Source organism: Clostridium sp. CF012 (genome assembly GCF_018861755.1).
Classification (GTDB): Bacteria; Bacillota; Clostridia; order Clostridiales; family Clostridiaceae; genus Clostridium_AD.
This window is the reverse complement of sequence record NZ_JAHLEF010000040.1, coordinates 22,214-46,669: the sequence shown is the minus strand read 5'-3', so window position 1 is coordinate 46,669 and position 24,456 is coordinate 22,214. Positions and strand designations below refer to the sequence as shown.

Here is a 24,456-nt window from a genome sequence, read left to right as displayed (position 1 = left end):
ATTAGTATTACCATAAAAATAAAAAATTAGTACAGGAGTGAATTCCCATACTAATTTCAGTTGAAATATACTTGTCTAAAATTATTTACACAAATCTATAAACATTCTCTGTTAAGAACATTGGGTCGTACATTAAGAAGGTTGCTCATTAGTATAGTTAAATATTTAGTAATACTTTTGAAATTTCATCAAGTCTTTCGTCAGATATGCCAAGTTTTTTCTTGAATTTTTCATCATTCATTCTTTCAACAATTATCTTATCTGGAGACAATTCACTAATAATATTTTTTATCTTATCAATAGACTCCTCTGTATCATTATAGCCCTTAATAATAGTTACTTCTAAAATAAATTTTCCTTCAAATTGTTTATTAAATGAGATCATATTTGAAATATATTCTTTTAGTGTATATCCTTCAATTGGTCTTTGGACTTTTTGAAAGTCTTCTTCTGAAATTGCTTTTATCTCTCCAATAACTTCATCACACTTATTGGCTATACGTATATATTCATCTCTACCCAATAAATAACCGTTAGATAGTAGCCGTACAGGTACTCCCTTACTTTTGATTAGGTCAATAATATCACTAATTTTGCTATTTACAAGGGCTTCTCCCTTTGAGTTAATAAAAACTAATTCTACCTTATTATTTTCTATCATACTTTCTAATTCTCTTAATGAGTCATCCGTTTCATCAAATGATTGTTGTGTATCTACTTTATTGTATGACCTTCCAATAGGGCAGAATATGCAGTCAAAATTACAATGCTTTTCAGGCAGTATATTTACTTCCAGTACCCTTTTATCATCTTCAATATAAATCTCTTTATAACTAAAACCACCCATTACTATATCCTCCTAAGATTAATCTATTACTACTTCCTTATTATTGATATCTAAAATTGAAATTTTGCTTGTTCCACCTAAATTGTCTAGTACTGCGTTTGCTAGTTCTTTTAATGCATCCTGAAATTCTATTAATCTACTTTCATCAGTTAATTCAATACATAAAAAAGCATTAGTTGTATTTTCAGTAAGCATTGTTCTTACTGCTTCACGCCAATTCCAGTACCTGCAAATTGCTCCCTCATTATCCTTATATATTATCTCACCTTCATATGGTGGTTCACTTTTATCCGTTCCTAATGTAACAAAATTTTCATTTCCAACTGCATTAGTCAATCTTATATCAGAAGCAAATGTATCGATATCCTCACCACATATCATGGCTTATTAAAAAGAAATAAATAAGCCTATAGAAATATTATTAAATATCTCCCAGGCTTTTATCCTTCCGTGTACACAGTAAACTGTGTGTTTTCTCTCGGAGCAGCCAATTATAAATTGCGGAACCCTAGAAAACTAAACTATATATTCTTATAATTAATAGATTGGTAGGTAATTCACGCAATGTACTTGTCATTGGTGTCATGTAACCTAAACACTGCAATTTATAAAAAATGAAGACCATTGAAACTAAAAGGCTTTTAGCTGAGTTTGTATTAACTTTAAGTTTTTATATAAGTACTAACATAATTGTTGGTATTATTTTTTTGTGTTTTTTTTAAACAATTAAATATAAAAATAATAAAAGTACGTCATAAGTATTTTAATATAGCAAAACAATAGGGCATAAATGGTAATAGACTATTTATACCCTATTGATAAATCTATGTATTAGATGTTCATATAAAATTTAGTTTTAATGTTAATATTGGAATCAAAACAAAATAATGGTATAATTTCATTAACCCCCTATGGGGGATATTAAATGGAGGTTTAAATATGTGTGAACAACATAATCACGAACATGAAAATACTAAGGCGGTTATCAATAGGCTATCTAGAGCCATAGGGCACTTGCAATCTGTTAAAAAGATGGTAGAGGATAATAGAGATTGCAGTGAAGTTCTTATTCAAATTGCAGCAGTAAAATCGGCAGTTAATAATATTGGGAAAATTATTTTACAAGACCATATAAATACCTGTGTTGTAAATGCAGTAGAAACTGGAGATAAGAAGGTACTAGAAGATTTGAATAGTGCTATTGATAAGTTCATAAAATAATATTTGGGGGTATTTAAAATGGAAAATAAACAATATAAGGCAACTACTTTTGCTATACTAGCAGCGGCATTATATGGTATTAGTTCACCCGTATCCAAACTACTGTTAAAAGAAATCCCCCCTACACTGATGGCATCATTTCTATATCTAGGAGCAGGAAGCGGAATAGCCATTGTTCAATTTATTAAACATAAGAAATTTAAAGAGAAAACTGAAGCGAGACTTACTAAACATGAACTTCCATATATAATTGGAATGGTTGTATTAGATATTGCAGCACCTATATTTTTAATGTATGGGCTTACCATGACATCTGCTGCTAATGCATCACTACTTAACAATTTTGAAATTGTTGCAACCGCTCTAATTGCTTTATTAATTTTTAAAGAATCTATTAGCAAAAGACTGTGGGGTGCTATTGCTCTAATTACTGTATCAAGTATTATTTTATCTGTAGAAGATTTAAGTAGTTTTTCCTTTTCTTTTGGTTCAATTTTTGTATTGATTGCATGTACCTGTTGGGGACTTGAAAATAACTGTACAAGAAAATTATCTGTAAAAGACCCATTAGAAATTGTTGTAATTAAAGGATTTGGTTCTGGAATTGGGTCTTTACTAATTGCATTTATATTAGGTGAACAAATAAATAATATCCCTTATATCATATCAGCCCTCCTACTCGGATTCTTTGCTTATGGATTAGGTATATCCTTTTATATCTATGCTCAAAGAGAATTGGGAGCAGCAAGAACAAGTGCCTATTATGCTATAGCACCATTTATTGGGGTGGGGTTATCACTGATAATTTTTAGAGAAATACCAACATTCTCATTTGTTATAGCTTTAGTTATTATGATTATAGGTACGTATTTTGCCTCAACAGAAAAACATAAACATAATCATAGTCATAATGTAATAACTCATGAGCATAGCCATAGTCATGATGAGGGTCATCATATCCATACTCACGATAAAACTATTATCGGAACGCATAATCATATTCATAGTCATGAGGAATATATGCATTCACATAAGCACACACAAGATATTCATCATAGTCATGCTCATTAAAATTAATTTTACTTCAGCCAATAGAGTATAAACTATTTATACTATTAATTAATTTATTATACTTATGCTTATGATATATAGTCACATAGTAGGACATAATTGTAAACACTAAACAAGGTGTAAAATAATTTTAAGGTTAGACTGGTTGTTAATTTGCTAAAGGCGGATATTGAGAAATAATAGATGAAACCTGCTATTTTCTTGCAATTGATTTTGATGATGAAGGTTGGGAAAAAGATAACTTTTTCGGTTGAACGTTCAAGAGCTGGAAATGGGGCACACATAGGGTTCTTTTTTATGGAAAGGATAACTGCTTTAGCTGCTAATGGTTCATGAAAAACACTTGTCATTGGTGTCATGTTCATAAAAGATATTACGCATTAATTCCATATTTCATTTATTAAGACCCTCTTCTAGATACTCAGCTCCAAATTTATGAAACGTTTCTAGAATAGGAATTAGTTTTCTACCAACATCTGTTAAGCTGTATTCAACTTTATGTGGTACAACAGGGTAGACTTTCCTGTGTATAAGATTGTCTTCTTCCAAACTTTTTAACTGTCGTGAGAGCACTTTTTGAGAAACATTAGGTAGTTTTCTTTGAATATCGCTGAATCTGAGTTTAGAATAACTCAAGTACCACAAAATCAATATTTTCCATTTGCCGGAAATCATGTCCTGAATTAGAACCATCGGACACTTTTCATACTGAAGGCACTTTTCTTTCATATAACATTCTTCATGTCTATTTGTTAACAGCTCCATTTTAAACACCTCGCTAGTTAGTGATGACTTTTTTGTCACTGTATGACAAAAAAGTGCGTACTTGATTAAAAAATATTATAATATTACAATATAATAGTATCATAGAAAATTGATCAAAGATAGCTATCAAAAATTGATTTGTAAATATTATAATAAATTTTAAAGGGGTAGAAAAACATGAGTAAAGTATTATATATTAAAGCAAATGCAAAACCAGAAGGAACATCAAGAACTTTTAAAATTTCCGACAAATTTGTTGAAGAGTATAGAGAACTAAATCCCAATGATGAAATTATTACTCTGGATCTTTATAAAGAAGATATTAAATTTTTATCAGAAAGTGATATTAACTCTGTCTTTGGACCCAAAACTGAAGAAAGTAAAAATCATCCAATTCTAAAATATGCATATCAATTCGTTGAAGCAGATAAATATATAATTTCAGCACCAATGTGGAACTTAGGTGTACCTGCAATACTTAAGGCATATATCGATTATGTATGTGTTACAGGAATTACATTTAAATATACTGCTGAGGGACCAGTTGGTCTATGCCAAGGGAAAAAAGTGGTTCATATTGTCGGAAGAGGTGGAGCATATTCAGAGGAACCAGCTGCAGCGTATGAAATGGGAGAGAGATATTTAAGAACAATCTTTGGTTTCTTTGGGATAACTGATTTTACTACAATAACAGCAGAGGGTCTGGATGTTATTGGTGAAGATGTAGAACTAATTGTGGAAAACGCAATTAAAAAGGCTCAACAGCAAGCAAAGGATTTTTAGTTTACTTTAAAATTTTAATATTAACAAAGAATGGATAGTTAAATTCAAGCTATCCATTATTTATTAATATTACTCATTATAGATAGTAAATATGTTATAGCAACATAAAATATCCTACTTGACAATGGTAGAGTATAATTAAGAAAGAGGGAAAATATGGATTACATTAATAATGAAATTAGTAACTTACAACAAATATGTTTGGACTGTAAAGATTACGAAACACCTCAGTGCATTAAATCAAAATGTAATGTTGGATTTGCTTTAAGCGTAGTAAATTCAATTCAAAAAAATGGACTGACAATGGTTAAGGATGGATTGCAACTTATACCCAAAGAAGATATGAAACATTATGATAATATAATGGTGGCAAGATGTATAGCATCTATATGTAAAATATGTAAGGAATGTATGGAAGGTCATAATGAAAATTGCAGCGTTTCATTGGCAAGAAGGTCTATTGAAAGCATAGTCTTAAAGGAAATAATTGATTACCCTGGTAACATACTTTCATATATTATTAAAGTTGCAGAACAAAATCAGAATTTTGCTAATTTGATCAAGAATGAAATTCAGTTATTAGATTAAGTATTTGATATCAATATACAACAATTACCATTGTAAATTTAGAATAATTAAGATAAAATTTTAGACAAATAACTTATGAAAAATGTAAATAGGAGTTTAAATATGGAAAATAAAAATATAAAAATTGTTGTATCAGGAGATATATGTGTGAATTTGTTGCAGCGGATAACATATCCTCAAAGTAATACAGGTTTGAATTGGCAAACTCAGTTAAATATGCGAAGTACTTTAAAACCAGGGCAAGCTTTACTTCTATCAAAACTTGTATCTTTGGCAACAGGAGCATCTGTACTTTCACCACAGATGCATGATATAGAATTAATTCTACCAGGAGAGTATCTTAGTTCTACTGCAGAGGTAGAGCTTTTTCCTACATTTGATGATAAAAACAATAATGAAAAAGTTTATAGAATAAGTCGTTTTATGGGTTTTACAGGCCCGGTGTCTGGTGTACCGAGGTTACTTCCTATTATTAACGACGACCCGAGTGTAGATATAATTATATTAGATGATGAAAATAATGGCTTTAACTCTAATAAAGAATTTTGGCCTTTAGCTTTAAAAACATCCGGAACATCACCCATAATCTTATATAAAATGATTAATCCAATTGATTCTAGTGCTCTTTGGAAACACCTGCAAAAATTTCATAACGAAAAGACAGTAGTAATTATAAACGGTGATGATTTGCGTTCGAAGGGAGTTAACATAAGTAAAAGTCTTTCTTGGGAAAGAACAGCACAAGATTTTGTTTGGCAAATTAATAATAATCCAAATCTTGCTTTTCTCGCAAATTGTCGCCATCTTATAGTACCTTTTGGTCTTGAAGGTGCCATCTATTATAGAAATCAAGGTGTACCTGAAATTAGATTGTATTTCCTACCATATGAATTTGAAGGAGGCTTTATTAAAGACTCCCAAGGTAAAATGTATGGACTTACCTCAAGTTTTGTTGCAGGACTTGCAAGCGCTATTGTTTCAGGAAATCAAGATAATGAAGAGTTATCTGAATCAATAAGCATAGGTATACGTGAAGGGACTGTTTTTGCTCAAAAATATTTTATTGAGGGATTTGGTAAAAATGTTTCCGAATCTCCATTTCCGAGTCCTGATATATTTGTGGAAAAGGAGGATGGTTTTGTATATACGGAGCATGTACAGGATGTATTAGTGCCTACTTCAACTAATCCTAATTGTCGTGATTGTTGGTACATTTTAAAGGACAAAAGCTCTACTAACTTAGCAGAGATAGCTTATGATACTGTTAAAAATGGAGTAAAAAATGCACTTAAATTTATACCAATAGCTCGATTTGGAAAGTTAACAACAGTTGATAAAGCAGAAATAGAAAGCTATAGGAGCATTAAAAATCTTATGCTTGAGTATATCTCAACTAAAAACACAGTTCGGCCTCTTTCAATTGCAGTATTTGGAACTCCTGGGTCTGGAAAATCTTTTGGTATACTGGAAGTAGCTAATAGTATTGCGTCAAATTTAATTGAAAAATTAGATTTTAATTTATCTCAATTCAGTACACCATTAGATTTAGTAAATGCTTTTCATAAAGTAAGAGATATTGCATTGGGTGAAAAAATCCCACTAGTATTTTTTGATGAATTTGATTCAGCTATTGAAGGAAAACTTGGATGGTTAAAATATTTCTTAGCACCTATGCAGGATGGTGTATTTAGAGAAGGAGATTCCATTCATCCTATTGGAAAAGCCATTTTTGTATTTGCTGGTGGAACAAGCAGTACTTTTAAAGGATTTTGTGGAGAAGACCTTGAAAATGAAAAAGAACAAAAACAGTTTTTACTGGAATTTAAAAATGCAAAAGGTCCTGACTTTCTAAGCCGTTTAAGGGGTTACGTAAATATTCTTGGACCAAATCAAACTGATAATAAGTGGGATCATTTATTTATAATTCGAAGGGCGATGCTGCTACGTTCACTTTTGGAGCGTAAAGTACCTCATCTTATAAATGATAACGGAGAGGCTCAAATTGATAATGGGGTATTACGAGCACTTCTTAAAATTCCAAGGTATAAACATGAATCAAGGTCTATGGAAGCAATACTCGAGATGAGCATGTTAACTAATGCGAAAAAATGGGAACAATCTTATCTACCTTCTAAAGAACAGCTAAAACTACATGTAGATGAAGAACAATTTTCACGTCATTTAATGCATGATGCATTCTATAGTGAAAAAATTGAAAGTCTTGCAACAGCTATATATGAAAAGCATAAAGTGCTTAATGAAAATAACACAAATATAAATGGGGATTTTATAATGCTATGGCAGGATCTCAGTGAAGAGCTTAAAAACTTCAACCGTGATCAAGCTAAAAATATTCCTAATGCTTTACTTAAAATTAATTATGACGTTGTTTCTGTTAAAGAAAAACCAGAATTTATAGAATTTACAATTAAAGAATTAGATGTCTTAGCTGAAAAGGAGCATATGCGTTGGTATCATCATAGAAAAAAGGTTGGCTTCAAGTATGGTGAAGTTGAAGATAATAAGAAAAAAACTAATCCTGCACTTGTACCTTGGAACAAGCTGCCAAAGGACAAGAAAAACAAGGTATACCAAATGGTTAAGATTTGGCCAGAAATATTGGCGAAATCAAATTTTAAGATAGAACCATTAAAGACTTTATGTCATTGTGAGACTAAACTTTAGTTAAAGCTGAAATATGCAGATACTCAAGTTAGTGTTGAAAGAGTCAGTTTATTAATGAGTTTAAAGAAAAATTATCCCAGGGTGACTTATCTATAGAAGAGAATAATTTATATAAGATCATTATTGACTCTATTGTATGGAATCGCGGTGGAGATGATTTAAAAATAGAAATAAATTTTTTATAAGAAAAAATGCTATCGGATTATATTCGGTAGCATTTTTGGGTATAGTAATAAAAATAAGCATAGGAAGAGAGCGTGATAATATGTCAAATCAGATGATGTATGAAAAGCCTAATAGATTGGTTAGTGAAAGGAGTCTATACCTGTTACAACATGCATATAACCCAGTAAATTGGAATTCATGGTGTGAAGAAGGCTTTGCAAAAGCAAAAATAAACCAATCCTCCTTTCAAGTGGATACAGTACCTGTCATTGGTGGCAAAATGGGTACTATAACCAAGAAAAACTTTGATATATCAATACATACAACATCTTATAACGTGTAAGGTGTTTTTTATTTGCATATAATATGTGTTCTAAAAATTTATCACATAAGTTATTCTATAGTATGATATTAAAAAAAAACTAAACTATACCTTTGTATTGTCGATAATTATATAAATAAACTAAATTTTAGGAGGTATTTGACTTGTATAATGAGTATCTTCACTTATGAGTTATAGAAATAATTATAATAACATGTTAAGTACTAATAATAAAAAAACAAATAGTATTAATAATATTAATACAATCACTAATAAATATTCTTCGGGTAATTATGATGAACTTAAATTTAATAATAATGTTTTGAATGTGAGTATTGGAACAAATTATAAAATTAAAACTTTAATGCATGGGTATGCGGATATATATGTAAAAAAAAATAATAATGTAGGCTTACTTTTTTATGATATGTATCCTAATAAGGATGTTTCTGAAGCATTTTCGGAAGATGAATTTAATGATATGGCTCAATCAACTAAATTAGTCAAAATTATAGGTGGCAATTATCCTTTAGATGAGAAGTTAAATTTATTAAGAACCTTTTTCCCAAATTCGCAAGAAGTAAGGGCTAGACTGGAAAGTTTGGGTGCTGAGACTGGAAAAATGATTCAACTTGATAATGAATCTGAAAAAGTGCTTCTTGAACCAAATGGTTGGCTATATACTCAAGAGGATCTTACAAATCTACAAAATGGATATAATCGTAATGATTTTTCTCAATTTGGTTACACAGAAAATTCTAAATTTACAATAGATGGTAAAGAGTACAAATTAGATAGTACTGGTCACTTAAACATTCCTGAAGGTACTATATGTACACCAGGTAGAGTTAAAATTACTAAATAGTCATACCATATAAAATTTGACTATTCAAGGGTCATAATAGATTAAATTTGTACATTATTGAGCGAGGAGTTCAACTGGACGTTGGCCTTGATTCATTCCCCTTCATTTTTCTTTTTAGGTAAGTAGTAAAACCTCTATCTTTTTTTTATCTTTTAAGTGGATTCTACGATTATAAATTAAATTTTAAAAGTCAACATGGGGCACAGAATTAATGTGATATATATATTAGATAAAACAATACAATTGAAAAGGGCATTCGACCTAATAAAGTCTCCCTTCCTTTAAATTAATTTAAAGGAAGGGAGACTTTATTAGTTTTTACTATTTTTTTTGAATGTAACTATATGTTGTAGATACGAAACGTTAAGATGTAATCTTCTTTGATAACGCAACAACTTCTGCAACATGCTTATAATCCCGTAAACTGGTATCCATGGGGAGAAGAAGCTTTTCAGAAAGCCAGACAAGAAGATAAACCAATCTTCCTTTCACTCGGATATTCAGTCTGCCATTGGTGTCATGTCAGCTAAACACTGCAATTTATAAAAAACAACAACCATTGAAACTAAAGGGGTTAAGAATAGTTTATATTGAATTTTAAGTTTTTATATAAGCACTAACATAATTGTTGGTGTTATTTTTTTATGTTTTTTAATAAAATAAAAATAATTATGCCTAACTTAAATAACTTTGTGTTTGGAGATATTTATAAAAGTATGTAGCTTTATCTAAAATAATGCTCTTATTATTAATAAGAGTTGTTTCGCAAAGTATAATGGTAATACAATATTAAATGGAGGAAACACATGAGTAAAAAAAAGAGGAAATACATAAGTGAAAAAAAGAAGCAGGCACTGCTGTTTAAGTTTAATGAGGATGATATATTAGAGATATTAACAGAATATTTAGCAGAAAAAAGTGGTTTTGGAACTTTTACATCTAAAGCGATTTTATTAGGGACTAAAAGTGAAGATTTAAGACTTATTGCTGTAGTTGCAGATTTAGAGGAAAATTTAAAAGAATATAATTTAGAAGAAATAGATAAATCCATGGACTTTAATGGTGACCATTCTGGTGAGGTATATAAGGAAAGTTGTATGTATTTAGAACACCTTTCTAAAATTAATAATTAGGATATGTCGCAAACTAAGATTAATGAACAACAATTGCATATAATTACGTTAAAAAGATTATTTATTATTTTAGGAGGTGAAAGTTGTTGCTTAAAGAACAAATGCAACGACGATAGAGGACTTGATATTGTTGCTCATGATAAGAATACATTGATGCCACTTTATCAAGAACTAAATGCATGGATACTTGATTATGACCGTGAACAAATAGATGAAAGATTCTCGAATTAGCATCGCATAGAAACATAATCTATATTTGAAGTTATGTTACAATTGTAAAATATGACGAATTAACTGTAAGGAGGTTGTTATTTTGAAAATCAATTAAAAGATATATTCATTAGTAGATAATATATTTAGTATTGTTATTCTCATTATGGTAGGTCTACACTTTCTGAATATTGCTAATATTGGCATTGATATATTAATATTATTCATCGGATTAAAAGAAATTTTTAGTGGATTAAATAAAATTGAGTTGACACATCAAAAAGATTTAGAAGAATTTAATAAAGTAAGTAAACGTGGTGTTTTTCATGTAATTTATGGGCTAATCATTGTAATTGCTGTAATTATTATAAAAATTTTATAATATCTGATTCATAGTATTATTATAAAGTGACGGAATAGTAAAATAAGGTGCCAAAACAGGAGGTATTATAAAATGAAAATTTTTGGCTATTTAGTATTAGGATTTATAGTTTTTGGGATTGTTGAATTTCTATCCGTAAATGTGGGTAGTGCTTTAGGTTCAGGACCCTCAGAGGCAGGTGTTGTAGTTAGTGTTATATCGTTACTTTGTGCGATTGTAGTAATATGTACAACAATAATAGTTGATGCCATTAATAGTAATACTCAAGGGAAATAAATAGACCGTTAATTGTGTGAAAATTAGATGTGGATTTTAATATATTGATATATTATGAATACATAAAATTAAATAATGGGAGATGAGGGGATGAAACGTAAGTTTATTTGGGCTATTACTATATTTATAATTATTACCATTAGCATTTTGACATATTTTTATTTAGGTGGTACCGATAAATATCAGAAAGTTGATATTTATACTGCTGAAAATTTCAACAAAGAGATAAATAACCCGATTATATCTATTAATGACAAAAATACATTGAAAGAAATTTCAACAATCATGAAAAAGTCTAAAAAATTGCCAGGAATTTTAAATGTAGTAGCGCCAGAATATATATTGGAGATACATGCTCTTAATAAAAATATGCAAACTGTATATTTGTGGATAGGAAAAGATAGTGTTAAAGGTATGTATATGTATAAAGATAATACTGAAACAGGATATTCTATTTCAAAGACGTACACTCAGAAGATAAGAAAAATAGTAATTCCTACAAGCAATTAGGTCGTACTCTTCTAATATGTCGTCACAAGTAACCCCTTAACTAATGACGTGGGTGTTGATATATTTAGGTTATATTAACAAAGTGAAAGTAACACAATACCAATTGTGTTACTTTCACTTTGAGGCTATTACTCATCTTTGAAAAATTGTGAATATACTTAATTTATGATAATTATGTTATAGTTAAATATGTATTTTATGATGAACTTGTAGATTATTGCGTTTTAGATAATAAAATAATAATTAATCATATTGGAGGTACAATGGGAAAAATGAGAAGTAGCTGGAGTAAAAAACAAACAGATGAAAAAGCGCTGTCTGTACTTAGAAATGGTAGCTGGCGTAAAAAACAATGGAGTAAAAAACAAACAGATGAAAAAGTGCTGTCTGTACTTAGCAATATTTGTTCTATAAGCATAATAATATTTGTATGTACGCAGATTTTAGGTATTTGGAAAACTGAAGCAGATGTAATTGTGCCATTGATAGGTGTGTCAGCGTTAATTCAAGCCATTCAGAATTGGAAGAAGAATAAAGAAGTTGATAAAGTTAGTGTATGTGCTATGATACTTGCTTTGGTGTTTTCAATTTTTGAATTTATAATAAAATAAACTCAAATTTGTAAAATGGATTGGATTAGCGAAAGTAGCACAATAGTAATTGAGTTACTTTCACTTTGAGGCTATATACCATTCTTTAATCCTTGTAAATATAATTCATTTTAGAATTTATGATATAATTAAACAAATGTTTTATGTCATACTCGTAAAATATTGTGGAGAATGGAGTTGAGGTGTGAAATGAAAAAACAAATAATAAATCAAAATCAACATTATTATTAGGGATTCTATCAATATTCCTACCTTTTATTGGTTTAATCTTTGGTATCATGGGAATAGTCATGTCCTATAAGTCTGTTAAAGAAATAAATATTTCAGAGGAAAAAGGAATTGGTTTGGCTGTATCAGGAAGGATTATTAGCATTATAGGTATGTGTTGTCAAATTCTTGCAATCATTGTATTAGTAAAGTCTTCCTCAGTAACTTATTATCAGTAAATTCTTTTTACTTAATTCGAATTTTTCTAAATGGACGACACAAATGTTTTCTTTGCATTAATATAAGATTTCAGCAAATTCTTCCTTTGAGAAATAATTAAACTAAAGGATTGGTGTCATAAACCTTCGGAATACTCAAACGTAGTATCGTTAAGAACAAATTTGTTATCTGAAAATTTATAAGTGATAACAATCTCACCAACAAACCCTGATGGGGATACTTGTGCGCCAACTCTAACTGTTAATAAATTATTTTTTATATCATAGTGAGCCAAATTTTCAAAGTATACAGTTTCAAACCAAAAGCCGACATCAGAATTTTTTCTTTTTATTATTTTGGTTTTCTTATTGAGTGTTATTTTAATGAAAACATCATCATTTTGTTTTGTTATGGTTGTTTGAATAGTATTTTTAACGATATCTAATGGATTTGCTACTTTAATTTCTGAAAAATTATCGGGGTTAATAACATGCACTTCTTCAATGTGGATGTCGCTACCTGTTCCAGTAGTTAGAATAATAATTAATTCGCTTCTCTTATCATTATTTAAATCTGCAAGGTGTAGTTTTGGTTGAAATGTTGGGTTTGAGTCACTTTCCCAATTGAACATAGCCGACTTGCCATCTATATACAACATAAGTCCTTTATAAACACCTCCATGTTGAGGATTAATAGCAAATAGTTTTATATTGTGTTCAGGTAATGAAGCAATTAGTTTATTATTTTCTGAGAAAGTAGTATTAGACATTTGTGCTTTTTTATTTAAATAAAATAAATTACTGTTAAGGTCTGCTGCAACAATGATAAAAATAACTGTAAATATAAGAACTAATAATTTTGTTTTAATTTTCATTTAATCACCTTCTAAATTTTTAGCTGTAATTCACTAATATTTTTATCGTTTTCTTAACTTTGTATGCGTTTACTATGCAGTAAGGGTACAATAATATGTTTAGGAGTTTATTGGGTCGCATTGTTCAATCTTTATATATTGTTTCGATGGGATTATATTGGATTGCATTTTTGGGCATAGTAATAAAATAAAAATATGAAGGGAGCGTGATATTATGCAGAAAGAAAATATGCATCAAAATGCAAATAGATTGGTTAATGAAAAATCTCCATACCTATTACAGCATGCATATAACCCAGTAAATTGGAATCCATGGTCTGAAGAAGCCTTTGCAGAAGCAAAAGCAGAAAACAAACCAATATTCCTCTCTATTGGGTATTCTTGACTGTGCAACTAGTCAACTTGTCATTGGTGTCATGTAATGGAAAAAGAATCCTTTGAAAATGAAGCAGTAGCAGCTATTTTAAATAGATATTTCGTAGCAATAAAGGTAGATAGGGAAGAACGCCCAGATATAGACAGTATTTATATGACGGTATGTCAAGCATTAACAGGGAGTGGTGGATGGCCCTTAACTATTTTTATGACCCCAGATAAAAAACCTTTTTATGCAGGTACTTATTTTCCCGTGGAAGGTAGATATGGAATGCCAGGGATAATGGATGTACTGAATTCTCTTGCACAGCAGTGGAACGAAAAAAGAGAGGATATTGTAAAATCCAGTGAAAGAATAGTAGATCATATAAAAGGCATTGATACAAAGGTAAATAGGGAGCAAATAGGTGAAGAAGAAATACATAATGCATATAATAGCTTCAATAGTGTCTTTGATGTGAATTATGGCGGATTTGGTTCTTCTCCAAAATTTCCTGCGCCTCACAACTTGCGGTTTTTATTAAGATACTGGAAAAACTATAATGAGCCTAAAGCCTTAGAAATGGTAGAAAAAACACTGGAAGCCATGTATGAGGGCGGTATTTTTGACCATATTGGGTTTGGATTCTCAAGGTATTCCACAGATAAAAAATGGCTGGTACCTCACTTTGAGAAAATGTTATATGATAATGCACTTTTAGCCGCTGTATATGTGGAGGCTTTTGAAGCTACTGGTAATTTATTCTACAAGGGTGTGGCTGAGAAAATTTTCACTTATGTATTAAGAGATATGACGTCGAAAGAAGGGGCTTTTTACTCCGCAGAAGATGCTGATAGTGAAGGCGAAGAAGGCAAATATTATTTATTAACACTAAAAGAAGTGGCTCAAGTTTTAGGTGAACAATCTTATAAAGCCTATTGTGAACACTACGATATAACTGAAATAGGCAATTTTGAAGGTCTGAATATTCCAAATCTCATAGGCATGGAAAGTAGTTCTAAAATAAGTGAAACTTTGCAGCACAAACTAGAAAAAATGAGACTAAGGCTTTTTGAATATCGAGAAGGAAGAATTCACCCATATAAGGATGACAAGATATTAACCTCTTGGAATGGACTTATGATTGCAGCACTCGCTTATGGCGGAAGGGTTTTTGATAATAGCAGCTATATTCAGCAGGCAGAAAAAGCTATGGGTTTTATCTTAAGTAATATGATTAATGAAAGTGGAAGATTAATGGCTAGATACAGGGATGGTGAAATAGCACATTTAGGTTATTTAGAGGACTATGCTTTTTTAGTTCATGCACTAATAGAACTATACGAAGCCACCTTTAAGGTAGAATATCTAACTAAAGCACTTGAACTTAATGAAAATATGCTTAATTTATTTAAAGATGAAGATCAGGGTGGATTGTTTTTATATGGCATTGACGGAGAAGAATTAATTGTTAGGCCTAAAGATATATACGATGGTGCAGTGCCCTCAGGTAACTCAGTGGCTACTTTAAATATGTTAAGGCTTGCTAGATTAACTGCTAATAGTAAATTAGAAAATGAGGCATACGTCCAGTTCGAAGTTTTTGCTTCAAAGGTAAAAACTATAGAAAGTGCTCATGCTTATTTTATGACGGCACTATTATATAGCGTGGTACCAGGGAAGGATATTATACTTTCCGGACAAGAGCAAGAAGTGGAAACAAAGGCTATGATCAAAGAAATTAATAGCACTTATCTACCTTTTGCTACAGTAGTTTTAAACACTGGTGATGAAAGGTTAAATTCTATAAATTCTGAAATAAAAGCACATAAGCCCTTGCAGGGAAAAACTACAGCTTATATTTGTGAAAATTTTAATTGCAAAGAGCCTATAACTGATTTGAAAAAGTTTTCAGAGTATATTAAGGGTTAATACAATTCGAATTTCAATCAACCACCTTAGAGGTGAGTGAATTTCGCATAAAAATATTAGCAAAAATGATGCAGCTATAAAAAAAGTTGACAACAATGTACTAGTAGTAATATAATATAGTGTATTATCAAATAAATATATAATAACTAAATTCTGTGAAGAGGACAGTACTTTCTTATTAATCTTAAAGCGAGCAAGGGGATGGTGTAAGCCTTGTAAGGTATAGGAAGTTAAATGGGTGACTATTTAACAAAATTAATCGAATTAATTTTAGGAAAAGAACCTTGGAGAAGCTGCCTGAACTAGTTAGAAAAAATAATTTCTGACTCTTATAGGGTGAGTCGCGAAGAGCGTTAAAATATTGAGTGGACTTTATTGTCAACTAGAGTGGTACCGCGGAAATATAACCCGTCTCTTTATTTAGAGATGGGTTTTTTGTTATATTAAAATATACATGAGTTATTAAATTAGAAATAACAATTAAAATTGTTATTTGCCGCAAAGCGGTATAGGAGGAAATTATATGGATTATAAAAAAATAGTTGCAGAAAGAATTAAACAATTGGTGGAACTAGACATAGAGACAATAGAGAAACTAATTGAAATACCACCAAGACCTGAAATGGGTGAATTTGCTTTTCCTTGTTTTCAATTAGCAAAAACTATGAAAAAAGCACCTAATGCAATAGCCAATGACATAAAAGAAAAAATTGAGAAACAGGGTTTTGAAAAAATAGAGTGTTTCGGTCCTTACGTAAACTTCTTTCTAGACAAAGGAGTATTTATTAAAGCTACTATAGAAAAAATATTAGAAGAGGGAGAAAACTATGGCTCTTCTAAAATGGGTGAAGGTAAGAATGTAGTAGTAGAATATTCATCACCTAATATAGCAAAGCCATTCCATGTAGGACATTTATTCACCACAGTTATCGGTAGCTCATTATATAAGATACTTTCTTTTGAAGGATATAATTGCACTGGAGTCAATCATCTTGGTGATTGGGGAACACAATTTGGTAAGCTTATTTATGCTTATAAAAACTGGGTAGACGAGGAAACTTTAGAAAAAGAGCCTATTAAAGAATTATTAAGAATTTATGTTAAATTCCATGAAGAGGCTGAAATTGACAAAGCACTTAATGAGGAAGCAAAAATGTACTTTAAGAGATTAGAAGACGGCTGCGAAGAGGAAGTTGCGCTTTGGACTAAATTTAGAGACTTAAGTCTTGTGGAGTTTAAAAAGCTTTATGAAACACTAAACGTTAAATTTGATTCTTACGCGGGTGAAAGCTTTTACTGTGACAAAATGGAAGAGGTAATTGCAGATATAGATGCAAAGGGTCTACTTGTAGAAAGTAATGGCGCTAAGGTTGTAATGCTGGATGAGTACAATATACCACCTTGCATAATTAAAAAATCAGACGGAGCTACAATTTATGCAACACGTGATTTAGCAGCAGCAACTTACAGGAAGAAGACTTATGATTTTCATAAAAATATTTACGTGGTTGGAAAAGATCAAGCCCTTCATTTTAAGCAAGTATTTACTACATTAAAGCTTATGGGTAATGAGTGGGCAGATGATTGTGTTCATGTACCCTTTGGAACTGTAAGATTTGCAGATAAAAAATTATCTACAAGAAAAGGTGATGTTATTTTCTTAGATGAGCTATTAAGTGAAGCAGTGGCGAAAACTCTTGAAATAATAAACGTGAAAAATCCAGAACTAGAAAACAAAGAAGAGGTAGCTAAAAAAGTAGGAATAGGCGCTATCATATTCACTTATTTGAAAAATCATAGAGAAAGAGATATTGTTTTCAATTGGGAAGAAATGCTTAGCTTTGACGGAGAAACAGGTCCATACGTTCAATATACTTATGCAAGAGCAAAAAGCATATTAAGAAAAGTTGAAGAAAATAGCAATGGAATTATCTCTGATATAGAGCTTGATTACAATAAATTAGATTCTAAGGAAGAATTTGAACTTGTAAAACAGTTAGAGGGTTTCCAAAACTCAATTATGTATGCTATTGATAAATTAGAACCATCTATGGTTACAAGATACGTTATTGAGGTAGCTAAATCCTTTAATAAATTCTACAACCAGCATAATATAGCTAATTTAGAAGACGAATCTAATAAAAAAGCTAAAATTAAAATGTTAGAAGCTACTTGCCAAGTAATAAAGAATGCATTAAACCTTATAGGTATAGAAGTAGTAGATAGAATGTAAAACATTGAGCTTAGGTACAAACAAATAAATAACATGATATATGTTGTTTATTTGTTTGTGCATTATTGCAAGGATTTGCAATAACCTAGTTTTTAATGTATTATTAAAATATAGAAAAATGTAAAATTTATTTAGAATTACTTAGCAAATAAAAAACATTTGTTGTAATACTTTTCTTTTTTTATAGATTAGGGGGAACTATGTTTATCAAAGAATATGAAGTTAACGTTATTTTACCCAAGGAGATTTTTAGAAAATATAAGATGGACACTATTGCGTATTTAGATATTGAAGCTACAGGTTTTGATTTTGAACGTGATAAAATAGTATTGATATCACTAGGATATTACTTAAACGAAGATCAATTTAAGATTGTTCAATATTTTGCAGAATCGCCTTGTGAAGAGGAGAGTATTTTGAAAGAGCTTAAGAAATCTATGAACAATTTTGAAAAATGGTGTTCTTATAATGGTACAGCTTTTGATGAACCTTTCGTAATTAGAAAGATGAATAGATATAATCTTGGGTTTAGACTGCCTAGTGAACATATCGACTTGTTTAAGATTATAAGACCATTCCATAAAAAGATGGGAATGAAGAACTGTAGTTTAAAAAGTGTAGAGAAGTTTACTGGTATTAAAAGGCGAGATGAAATAAGTGGAGCTAGGAGCGTTGAAATATATAATGAATACCTAGTAAAACATGATGAAAAACTAAAAGAAATCCTCATGCTTCACAATTATGAGGATGTCCTAAACTTGCCTAAAATTTTCAAAGTGATTAATACTATTGAAAATGACTTGGATTCAAAGAGGAAAGAAAAATCAGCTAAAAAACAAATGTCACTTTTAAATAATAATATAAACACAAATCAGCCACTAAAAGTAGTAAATAGCCGACTATCATAAAAAACAGTCCCATAGTACATTCAAATGTACTATGGGACTGTTTTTCTTACTAACCATTATTTTTCTTAATAGCTGGCTTTACCTCACAACTATGGCTACAACCCTTACAGCCGTTTCCACAACCACAATCACCCTTTGCTTGTTTTTTTACGTTAGAATACAATATATATCCAGCTGCAATAACAATCACACCCACAATAATAAATTCCACTGGTCAATCACCTCATTATATCTTATACTATTTTTATTTTATTATCCTATTATAATACTACCTATATTAAAGATTATAAAAGAAACTATCCATGCGAGTATTAATTGATAGCTTAGTGAAAAAATAGCCATTTTATTTCCATATTCTTTTTTCATAGTTGCTATTACTGATACACAAGGGGTGTAGAGTAATACAAAAGCTAAGAAACTATAAGCAGATAATGGCGTAAAATGATTAGGCAAGACATTCGTTAAATTGCTACCATATATAACTCCCATTGTACCTACAACTACTTCTTTAGCCATAAGACCGGTTAATAGTGCTATGGAATTTTGCCATGATGCAAATCCAAGTGGAATAAATATTGGGTTTATAAATTTTCCAATAGCAGCTAAAAAGCTAGAGTTTATATCAACCATACCTGTAATGTTGAAATTTGATAAAAACCACACAATTACAGAAATTGAGAAGATTATAGTACCGGCTTTCTTTAAGAAACCTTTACCTTTTTCCCAAGTGTGTATTAACAAGCTCTTTGGTTCTGGTAATTTATATTCTGGTAATTCTATAATAAAAGGTTCTTCATCTTTTTTAAACAAGGTTTTTTTAAATAAGATACCAATTCCAAAAGCAAGTCCAATACCCATTAAGTATAATGAAAATACAATCAGTGTTTCTTTCCCAGGAAAAAATACTGATGCAAACAATGCATAAACTGGAAGCCTAGCATTGCAGGACATAAGAGGTACTAAAAGTGCAGTTAGTTTTCTGTCTTTATCACTCTCCAGGGTTCTAGCAGACATTATAGCTGGAACAGAACATCCGAAACCAACAATTAGGGGAATAAAAGCTTTACCGGATAGACCCATTTTTCTCATTAATTTATCCATTATAAAGGCAGCTCTTGCCATATAGCCACTATCTTCTAGAAATGAAATACCTAAGAATAATGCCAAGATAACTGGCAAAAATACTACTACGGAACCTACTCCGCCTACGATACCATCAATTAAAAGAGAAGAAAACCACGGGCTGTTACTCGCAAGTAACTTACTTAAATATGGAACAAAAGAATCATTGAGCAAGGTACTTAGAAAATCAGCTAATGGTTGTCCCACCCAGCTGAAAGTGAACATAAAAATTAAAAATAAACTTCCAAAAAACAATGGATAAGCAATTACTCTATTAAGTACAATCCTATCTATTTTTTCTGAAATGGAAACTTTATTTTCATTTTTTTTATTAGTGATTGATTTTAGTAAAACTTCAATGTAGGCATAAGTTTCTTTTTCATCTTTAAATTTTAGGCTATTTGAAGAGGTGGTAATATAATCCCCTTTAAGCAGACAGGCTTTAACATCAGAAATACCTTTGCCCTTTGAAGCTACTATAGGTATTATTTTTACCCCTAGTTTCTGTGATAAAAGATTATAGTCAATAACTAAACCCTTAGCTAGGGCTACATCTACCATGTTTAATACTAAAATTATTGGCTTGTTAAATTGTTTTAACTGTGTGGTAAGATATAAATTTCTATCAAGACTTGATGCATCCACAATATTAATAATTACATCAACATTGCCGTTTTGTAAAAATTCCTTGGAAACTTTTTCTTCATTTGAATAAGTATCCATGGCATAAATACCAGGCAAGTCAACAATTTTTATTTTATTATCGATAAAACCTTCTTTTTTTTCAACTGTTACTCCCGCCCAATTACCTACGTATTGGTTAGAACCTGTAAGTGCATTATATAGAGTTGTTTTACCAACGTTAGGATTTCCTAATAGTGCAGCCGTAATCATTCAAATCCTCCTCAGTATATAGCTATATAATAATTATGCCATTTTTATATTTATATTTTTAGCGTCATTTTTTCTAATGGCTAAATTAAAACCACGTAAATTTATAATTATAGGATCTCCTAGAGGGGCAGTAGCTTTTAAAGTTACTTCAGTGCCTTCTATGCATCCTAAGGCTAATAATCTTTTAGCAAATTTAGCATCACCGCAAACTGAATGAATTAGTGCTTTATCGCCTGGCTTTAAATCATAAATGCTCATAATAGTCACCCCTTAATGAAAATAATTCTCAGTATCATTTTAACATGATTATCGATTGCTGTCAATGTAAAATAAAAGGGGAATTCAATAAAATTTTTAAAATGCTTTCATATAATAGTGGAATTGTGCTAAAATGATGGAGTGGAGTTTTAAAGTAGATATGTGCAAATTTATGGGTTTGTTCTTTAGTAAACTTGCTAGAAAAGTTAGTAAACTTAGTAGAAAAGAGTGATATTGTGATTACAAAACTTAGTAGTGTTAAGGTGGGAGAAATTTCTATAGAAGGCTCACTAGACATAGACGGAAATAAACAACTCTTTAAAGATGCATTGTTTTTTGATTTAGAACATTACATTTATAAAAAACCTATATGTATTGGAGTTTTTGGTTGTTGCGTTTATGACGAAATTTCAAAAGAATTAAAGGTTACTCAATATATGGCAGAAAATAAAAAAGATGCTATAGAAATATTATCTTTAGCTAAAAATTATTTTGAAGAAATGAAAATGAAGTATAATAAAAAATACATCGTTACTTTTTCGGGAAACAATGATTTTACAGTTATAAATTATTTATTAAAAGCACATAAAACCGATTTTATACTAGAAGGTTATTTTGGGGAAATAGATTTACAAAAATGTTATGAAAAAGCCGAAGGAGCTTGTATTGGGCTTAAAGCTCTAGAAAAGAAATTTGACATTGATCGTGAAAGTGAATTAATAAGTGGGTCTAATTTAGCTAAAACCTTTGGTAAAATAGTAAAAGATGATGACTATATAAATAGAATGCCTCAAGAGAAAAAAGATAAGATACTATTATATAATCAACAAGATGTTGTCAGTTTATTTTATATCTATATAGATTGGTACAATAGAATACAATTAAAAACGGAAGAAATTATAGCACAGCAATAGCTGTGTTTTTTCATTTTTAAAGAAATTTAATATATAGCTTAGCAAAAGGAATACTAAGACCCTTTCAGTAATAATTTAATACAAGATGGTTTTATAAATTATTGAAGGGGGGAAGAGTATGGAGCGTGCTCGGAAAAACATTAATGTAGCTATGGGAAGGGCTAAAGCAGATTTAGTTCTAAAAAATGCAAATTTTATTAATGTATTTACTGAAAGTATAGATAGAGGAGATATTGCAATAGTGGGGGAGACTATTATAGGCATTGGTGAATACGCAGGGAATGAGGAGATTGATTGTACTGATTTATATGTTACACCGGGGTTCATTGATGCCCATGTACACATGGAATCCTCCATGATTATGCCGCAGCAGTTTGCCAGGGTGGTAATTAAAAAAGGTGTCACTACAGTAATAGCGGACCCACATGAAATAGCTAATATAGATGGAATGAATGGTATTCGTTTTATGCTAAAAAATAGTAAGGGCACCCCCGTAGATATTTTTTTCATGCTACCATCCTGTGTACCGGCAACAAAAATTGAGGATAATGGCTACACTCTTAATTCAGATGATTTAGAAAGTTTAATAAATGATAATAGAGTATTAGGACTTGGAGAGATAATGGATGTGCCTGCAGTTGTAAATTTAGATGAAAATATGTTGAGAAAAATAGATATGGCAAAGCATAAACATATTGACGGGCATTGTCCTAATATTTCAAAGCAAGAGCTAAACGCATACTTAAGCTGCGGTATAAGAACAGATCATGAATGTACTAATATTCTGGAAGCAGCACATAAAGTAAGCAGGGGAATGTACGTTATGCTAAGAGAAGGCTCCGCAGCAAGAAATTTAAAAGACGTACTTCCTGCTGTTAACAATCGTAATTTTGGAAGATTCTTATTTTGCAGTGATGATAGGCATATAGATGACTTACTAGAAATTGGATCTATAGATAATTGTATTAGAGTTTCTATAAAACTGGGACTGAGTCCTATAAAGGCATTTATAATGGCCTCATATAATGCAGCTAAGTGCTATGATTTAAAGGATAGAGGTGCTATAGCACCAGGTTATAAAGCAGATTTGGTAATATTTGAAGACCTAAAGGGTTTAAACATAAAAAAAATTATAAAAAATGGTAAGGAGTATGCAGAATTAGAGGATAAAAAATACGTTAATTTAAAGATAAATTCTTCAATGCATATGGATTTCATAAATAGTGAAATTTTCAAAATCCAAAGTACGCTAGAGTATATAAATGTGATAAAACTAATTCCCAATTCCCTGCAGACTAAATTGGTTCAGAGAAAAACGGAAAATGAATTTGGATATATAAAAAGGACAGTAGAAAAAGATATACTGAAAATAGCAGTAATTGAAAGGCATCATAATACAGGCAAGCATTTTGTTGCATTCATAGAAGGACTAGGATTAAAACATTGCTCCATAGCGCAAACCATAGCTCATGATTCTCATAATGTTATAGTGGTGGGGGATAATGATAAGGACATGGAGGTGGCTGTGAATACGCTTGTTACTATTGGGGGTGGTATAGCCATGGTTTCAGAGGGAAAGGTTATTGCTCAGTTAAGCTTGCCAATTTGTGGTATAATGTCCTTTGAAACTCCTTATATGGTGGCAGAAAATCTAAAGAGGCTTAGTAGGATTGCTAGAAGCTTTGGAGTACGCGACGAATATGATCCTTTTATAAGTTTATCTTTTATGGCACTTCCAGTAATACCTGAAGTTAAAATTACTGCTAGAGGATTGTTCCACTATAATAAATTTGGGTTTATACAACTTACGTTAAATAACGAGGAAAATAAAAACCAAAAATAATTCAATTATATCTAAAACACATTCCTATATTCAATAGGAGTGTGTTTTTTTAGTTAGTCCATTTAAGGGAGGTAGTTAATTTTTTAGTAGATAAAAAATAATTATAAATGTATGTTTACGATTTTAAAAAAGTGGACAGAATTTTAAAAGTCATTAGGACATAAATTCGAAAATTAGCCCTACAGGAAGTACTTGAGGTAATAGAAAATGGGGTGTGAACAGGTACTGGTGATGGAATTTTAGATAAACAAGCTAAAGTTATT

Annotated in this window: 24 protein-coding genes, 4 pseudogenes and 1 riboswitch; of the genes and pseudogenes, 21 read left to right on the top strand and 7 right to left on the bottom strand. The window is 30.6% G+C overall.

The window, feature by feature from the left end; all coding sequences use genetic code 11:
• Nucleotides 1–157 precede the first annotated feature (157 nt).
• The gene (locus KPL50_RS22885; protein ID WP_216300846.1) at nucleotides 158–847 is read right to left on the bottom strand and encodes a radical SAM protein; all 690 of its coding nucleotides are present in this window, start codon (nucleotides 845–847) and stop codon (nucleotides 158–160) included.
• Between the two features lie 18 nt (nucleotides 848–865).
• A pseudogene (locus KPL50_RS22880) lies at nucleotides 866–1,231 on the bottom strand (phenylalanine--tRNA ligase beta subunit-related protein); the annotation flags it as partial.
• A 43-nt stretch (nucleotides 1,232–1,274) separates the two neighbouring features.
• Nucleotides 1,275–1,370: riboswitch (guanidine-I (ykkC/yxkD leader) on the bottom strand.
• 416 nt (nucleotides 1,371–1,786) lie between these two features.
• Here KPL50_RS22880 and KPL50_RS22875 point away from each other — a divergent pair.
• From KPL50_RS22875 to KPL50_RS22865, 3 genes are all read left to right on the top strand, one after another.
• Nucleotides 1,787–2,068, top strand: coding sequence for a metal-sensing transcriptional repressor (locus KPL50_RS22875; protein ID WP_216300845.1), 282 nt, complete (start codon nucleotides 1,787–1,789; stop codon nucleotides 2,066–2,068).
• A gap of 18 nt (nucleotides 2,069–2,086) precedes the next feature.
• A complete protein-coding gene (locus tag KPL50_RS22870) occupies nucleotides 2,087–3,139 on the top strand; it encodes a DMT family transporter (protein WP_216300844.1) in 1,053 nt (350 codons plus the stop codon).
• A gap of 183 nt (nucleotides 3,140–3,322) precedes the next feature.
• A complete protein-coding gene (locus tag KPL50_RS22865; RefSeq protein WP_216300848.1) occupies nucleotides 3,323–3,475 on the top strand; it encodes a hypothetical protein in 153 nt (50 codons plus the stop codon).
• A 57-nt stretch (nucleotides 3,476–3,532) separates the two neighbouring features.
• Here the strand turns inward: KPL50_RS22865 and KPL50_RS22860 are convergent, their stop codons facing one another.
• The gene (locus tag KPL50_RS22860) at nucleotides 3,533–3,904 is read right to left on the bottom strand and encodes a helix-turn-helix domain-containing protein (protein WP_216300843.1); all 372 of its coding nucleotides are present in this window, start codon (nucleotides 3,902–3,904) and stop codon (nucleotides 3,533–3,535) included.
• Nucleotides 3,905–4,081: 177 nt separating this feature from the next.
• Between KPL50_RS22860 and KPL50_RS22855 the strand changes: the two genes are divergently transcribed.
• The 13 genes and pseudogenes from KPL50_RS22855 (at nucleotide 4,082) to KPL50_RS22795 (ending at nucleotide 12,880) form a co-directional block, all read left to right on the top strand.
• Nucleotides 4,082–4,687 carry an FMN-dependent NADH-azoreductase gene (locus tag KPL50_RS22855; protein ID WP_216300842.1) on the top strand — a complete coding sequence of 202 codons (606 nt, stop codon included), beginning with the start codon at nucleotides 4,082–4,084 and terminating at the stop codon, nucleotides 4,685–4,687.
• A gap of 156 nt (nucleotides 4,688–4,843) precedes the next feature.
• Nucleotides 4,844–5,275 (top strand): hypothetical protein, encoded by a 432-nt coding sequence (locus KPL50_RS22850; RefSeq protein WP_216300841.1) that lies wholly within the window; start codon nucleotides 4,844–4,846, stop codon nucleotides 5,273–5,275.
• 102 nt (nucleotides 5,276–5,377) lie between these two features.
• The gene (locus KPL50_RS22845; RefSeq protein ID WP_216300840.1) at nucleotides 5,378–7,960 is read left to right on the top strand and encodes a RyR domain-containing protein; all 2,583 of its coding nucleotides are present in this window, start codon (nucleotides 5,378–5,380) and stop codon (nucleotides 7,958–7,960) included.
• Nucleotides 7,961–8,237: 277 nt separating this feature from the next.
• A pseudogene (locus KPL50_RS22840) lies at nucleotides 8,238–8,398 on the top strand (DUF255 domain-containing protein); the annotation flags it as partial.
• Nucleotides 8,399–8,634: 236 nt separating this feature from the next.
• On the top strand, nucleotides 8,635–9,312 hold the full coding sequence (locus tag KPL50_RS22835) for a hypothetical protein (protein ID WP_216300839.1): 678 nt from the start codon (nucleotides 8,635–8,637) through the stop codon (nucleotides 9,310–9,312).
• Nucleotides 9,313–9,692: 380 nt separating this feature from the next.
• Nucleotides 9,693–9,836: pseudogene (locus tag KPL50_RS22830) on the top strand (DUF255 domain-containing protein); the annotation flags it as partial.
• Between the two features lie 282 nt (nucleotides 9,837–10,118).
• The gene (locus KPL50_RS22825; RefSeq protein WP_216300838.1) at nucleotides 10,119–10,445 is read left to right on the top strand and encodes a hypothetical protein; all 327 of its coding nucleotides are present in this window, start codon (nucleotides 10,119–10,121) and stop codon (nucleotides 10,443–10,445) included.
• Between the two features lie 3 nt (nucleotides 10,446–10,448).
• Nucleotides 10,449–10,676, top strand: a complete 228-nt coding sequence (locus tag KPL50_RS22820) for a DUF3885 domain-containing protein (RefSeq protein WP_216300837.1) — start codon at nucleotides 10,449–10,451, stop codon at nucleotides 10,674–10,676.
• 145 nt (nucleotides 10,677–10,821) lie between these two features.
• Nucleotides 10,822–11,037 (top strand): hypothetical protein, encoded by a 216-nt coding sequence (locus tag KPL50_RS22815; RefSeq protein WP_216300836.1) that lies wholly within the window; start codon nucleotides 10,822–10,824, stop codon nucleotides 11,035–11,037.
• A gap of 72 nt (nucleotides 11,038–11,109) precedes the next feature.
• The gene (locus KPL50_RS22810) at nucleotides 11,110–11,313 is read left to right on the top strand and encodes a hypothetical protein (RefSeq protein WP_216300835.1); all 204 of its coding nucleotides are present in this window, start codon (nucleotides 11,110–11,112) and stop codon (nucleotides 11,311–11,313) included.
• Between the two features lie 90 nt (nucleotides 11,314–11,403).
• Entirely contained in the window at nucleotides 11,404–11,823 is a 420-nt protein-coding gene (locus KPL50_RS22805) for a hypothetical protein (protein ID WP_216300834.1), read from the top strand.
• Between the two features lie 263 nt (nucleotides 11,824–12,086).
• Nucleotides 12,087–12,434 (top strand): hypothetical protein, encoded by a 348-nt coding sequence (locus tag KPL50_RS22800; protein WP_216300833.1) that lies wholly within the window; start codon nucleotides 12,087–12,089, stop codon nucleotides 12,432–12,434.
• Between the two features lie 290 nt (nucleotides 12,435–12,724).
• The gene (locus KPL50_RS22795) at nucleotides 12,725–12,880 is read left to right on the top strand and encodes a hypothetical protein (RefSeq protein ID WP_216300832.1); all 156 of its coding nucleotides are present in this window, start codon (nucleotides 12,725–12,727) and stop codon (nucleotides 12,878–12,880) included.
• A gap of 116 nt (nucleotides 12,881–12,996) precedes the next feature.
• On the opposite strand, the gene KPL50_RS22790 is transcribed toward KPL50_RS22795, so the two are convergent.
• Entirely contained in the window at nucleotides 12,997–13,734 is a 738-nt protein-coding gene (locus KPL50_RS22790; RefSeq protein ID WP_216300831.1) for a hypothetical protein, read from the bottom strand.
• 214 nt (nucleotides 13,735–13,948) lie between these two features.
• Between KPL50_RS22790 and KPL50_RS22785 the strand changes: the two are divergent.
• The 3 genes and pseudogenes from KPL50_RS22785 (at nucleotide 13,949) to KPL50_RS22775 (ending at nucleotide 19,162) form a co-directional block, all read left to right on the top strand.
• Nucleotides 13,949–16,021: pseudogene (locus tag KPL50_RS22785) on the top strand (thioredoxin domain-containing protein).
• Nucleotides 16,022–16,544: 523 nt separating this feature from the next.
• Nucleotides 16,545–18,254 carry an arginine--tRNA ligase gene (gene argS / locus KPL50_RS22780; protein WP_216300830.1) on the top strand — a complete coding sequence of 570 codons (1,710 nt, stop codon included), beginning with the start codon at nucleotides 16,545–16,547 and terminating at the stop codon, nucleotides 18,252–18,254.
• Between the two features lie 200 nt (nucleotides 18,255–18,454).
• On the top strand, nucleotides 18,455–19,162 hold the full coding sequence (locus KPL50_RS22775) for a ribonuclease H-like domain-containing protein (protein ID WP_216300829.1): 708 nt from the start codon (nucleotides 18,455–18,457) through the stop codon (nucleotides 19,160–19,162).
• A gap of 49 nt (nucleotides 19,163–19,211) precedes the next feature.
• On the opposite strand, the gene KPL50_RS22770 is transcribed toward KPL50_RS22775, so the two are convergent.
• From KPL50_RS22770 to KPL50_RS22760, 3 genes are read right to left on the bottom strand one after another with little or no spacing between them, the layout of a single operon-like run.
• Nucleotides 19,212–19,373: a FeoB-associated Cys-rich membrane protein gene (locus KPL50_RS22770; protein WP_216300828.1), complete on the bottom strand. Its 162-nt coding sequence runs from the start codon at nucleotides 19,371–19,373 to the stop codon at nucleotides 19,212–19,214.
• Between the two features lie 41 nt (nucleotides 19,374–19,414).
• Entirely contained in the window at nucleotides 19,415–21,178 is a 1,764-nt protein-coding gene (feoB, locus tag KPL50_RS22765; protein WP_216300827.1) for a ferrous iron transport protein B, read from the bottom strand.
• A gap of 33 nt (nucleotides 21,179–21,211) precedes the next feature.
• The gene (locus KPL50_RS22760; protein WP_216300826.1) at nucleotides 21,212–21,436 is read right to left on the bottom strand and encodes a FeoA family protein; all 225 of its coding nucleotides are present in this window, start codon (nucleotides 21,434–21,436) and stop codon (nucleotides 21,212–21,214) included.
• 236 nt (nucleotides 21,437–21,672) lie between these two features.
• Here KPL50_RS22760 and KPL50_RS22755 point away from each other — a divergent pair, with 236 nt between their 5' ends.
• Together KPL50_RS22755 and ade are read left to right on the top strand one after the other, a co-directional pair.
• A complete protein-coding gene (locus KPL50_RS22755) occupies nucleotides 21,673–22,350 on the top strand; it encodes a ribonuclease H-like domain-containing protein (protein WP_216300825.1) in 678 nt (225 codons plus the stop codon).
• Nucleotides 22,351–22,468: 118 nt separating this feature from the next.
• Nucleotides 22,469–24,193 (top strand): adenine deaminase, encoded by a 1,725-nt coding sequence (gene ade, locus KPL50_RS22750; protein ID WP_216300824.1) that lies wholly within the window; start codon nucleotides 22,469–22,471, stop codon nucleotides 24,191–24,193.
• Nucleotides 24,194–24,456: the final 263 nt, after the last annotated feature.

Coding starts and splice junctions, on each gene's coding strand:
- KPL50_RS22885 (WP_216300846.1), bottom strand. CDS start 847: ATGGGTGGTTTTAGTTATAAAGAGATTTATATTGAAGATGATAAAAGG.
- KPL50_RS22875 (WP_216300845.1), top strand. CDS start 1,787: ATGTGTGAACAACATAATCACGAACATGAAAATACTAAGGCGGTTATC.
- KPL50_RS22870 (WP_216300844.1), top strand. CDS start 2,087: ATGGAAAATAAACAATATAAGGCAACTACTTTTGCTATACTAGCAGCG.
- KPL50_RS22865 (WP_216300848.1), top strand. CDS start 3,323: ATGAAACCTGCTATTTTCTTGCAATTGATTTTGATGATGAAGGTTGGG.
- KPL50_RS22860 (WP_216300843.1), bottom strand. CDS start 3,904: ATGGAGCTGTTAACAAATAGACATGAAGAATGTTATATGAAAGAAAAG.
- KPL50_RS22855 (WP_216300842.1), top strand. CDS start 4,082: ATGAGTAAAGTATTATATATTAAAGCAAATGCAAAACCAGAAGGAACA.
- KPL50_RS22850 (WP_216300841.1), top strand. CDS start 4,844: ATGGATTACATTAATAATGAAATTAGTAACTTACAACAAATATGTTTG.
- KPL50_RS22845 (WP_216300840.1), top strand. CDS start 5,378: ATGGAAAATAAAAATATAAAAATTGTTGTATCAGGAGATATATGTGTG.
- KPL50_RS22835 (WP_216300839.1), top strand. CDS start 8,635: ATGAGTTATAGAAATAATTATAATAACATGTTAAGTACTAATAATAAA.
- KPL50_RS22825 (WP_216300838.1), top strand. CDS start 10,119: ATGAGTAAAAAAAAGAGGAAATACATAAGTGAAAAAAAGAAGCAGGCA.
- KPL50_RS22820 (WP_216300837.1), top strand. CDS start 10,449: ATGTCGCAAACTAAGATTAATGAACAACAATTGCATATAATTACGTTA.
- KPL50_RS22815 (WP_216300836.1), top strand. CDS start 10,822: ATGGTAGGTCTACACTTTCTGAATATTGCTAATATTGGCATTGATATA.
- KPL50_RS22810 (WP_216300835.1), top strand. CDS start 11,110: ATGAAAATTTTTGGCTATTTAGTATTAGGATTTATAGTTTTTGGGATT.
- KPL50_RS22805 (WP_216300834.1), top strand. CDS start 11,404: ATGAAACGTAAGTTTATTTGGGCTATTACTATATTTATAATTATTACC.
- KPL50_RS22800 (WP_216300833.1), top strand. CDS start 12,087: ATGGGAAAAATGAGAAGTAGCTGGAGTAAAAAACAAACAGATGAAAAA.
- KPL50_RS22795 (WP_216300832.1), top strand. CDS start 12,725: ATGTCCTATAAGTCTGTTAAAGAAATAAATATTTCAGAGGAAAAAGGA.
- KPL50_RS22790 (WP_216300831.1), bottom strand. CDS start 13,734: ATGAAAATTAAAACAAAATTATTAGTTCTTATATTTACAGTTATTTTT.
- argS (WP_216300830.1), top strand. CDS start 16,545: ATGGATTATAAAAAAATAGTTGCAGAAAGAATTAAACAATTGGTGGAA.
- KPL50_RS22775 (WP_216300829.1), top strand. CDS start 18,455: ATGTTTATCAAAGAATATGAAGTTAACGTTATTTTACCCAAGGAGATT.
- feoB (WP_216300827.1), bottom strand. CDS start 21,178: ATGATTACGGCTGCACTATTAGGAAATCCTAACGTTGGTAAAACAACT.
- KPL50_RS22760 (WP_216300826.1), bottom strand. CDS start 21,436: ATGAGCATTTATGATTTAAAGCCAGGCGATAAAGCACTAATTCATTCA.
- ade (WP_216300824.1), top strand. CDS start 22,469: ATGGAGCGTGCTCGGAAAAACATTAATGTAGCTATGGGAAGGGCTAAA.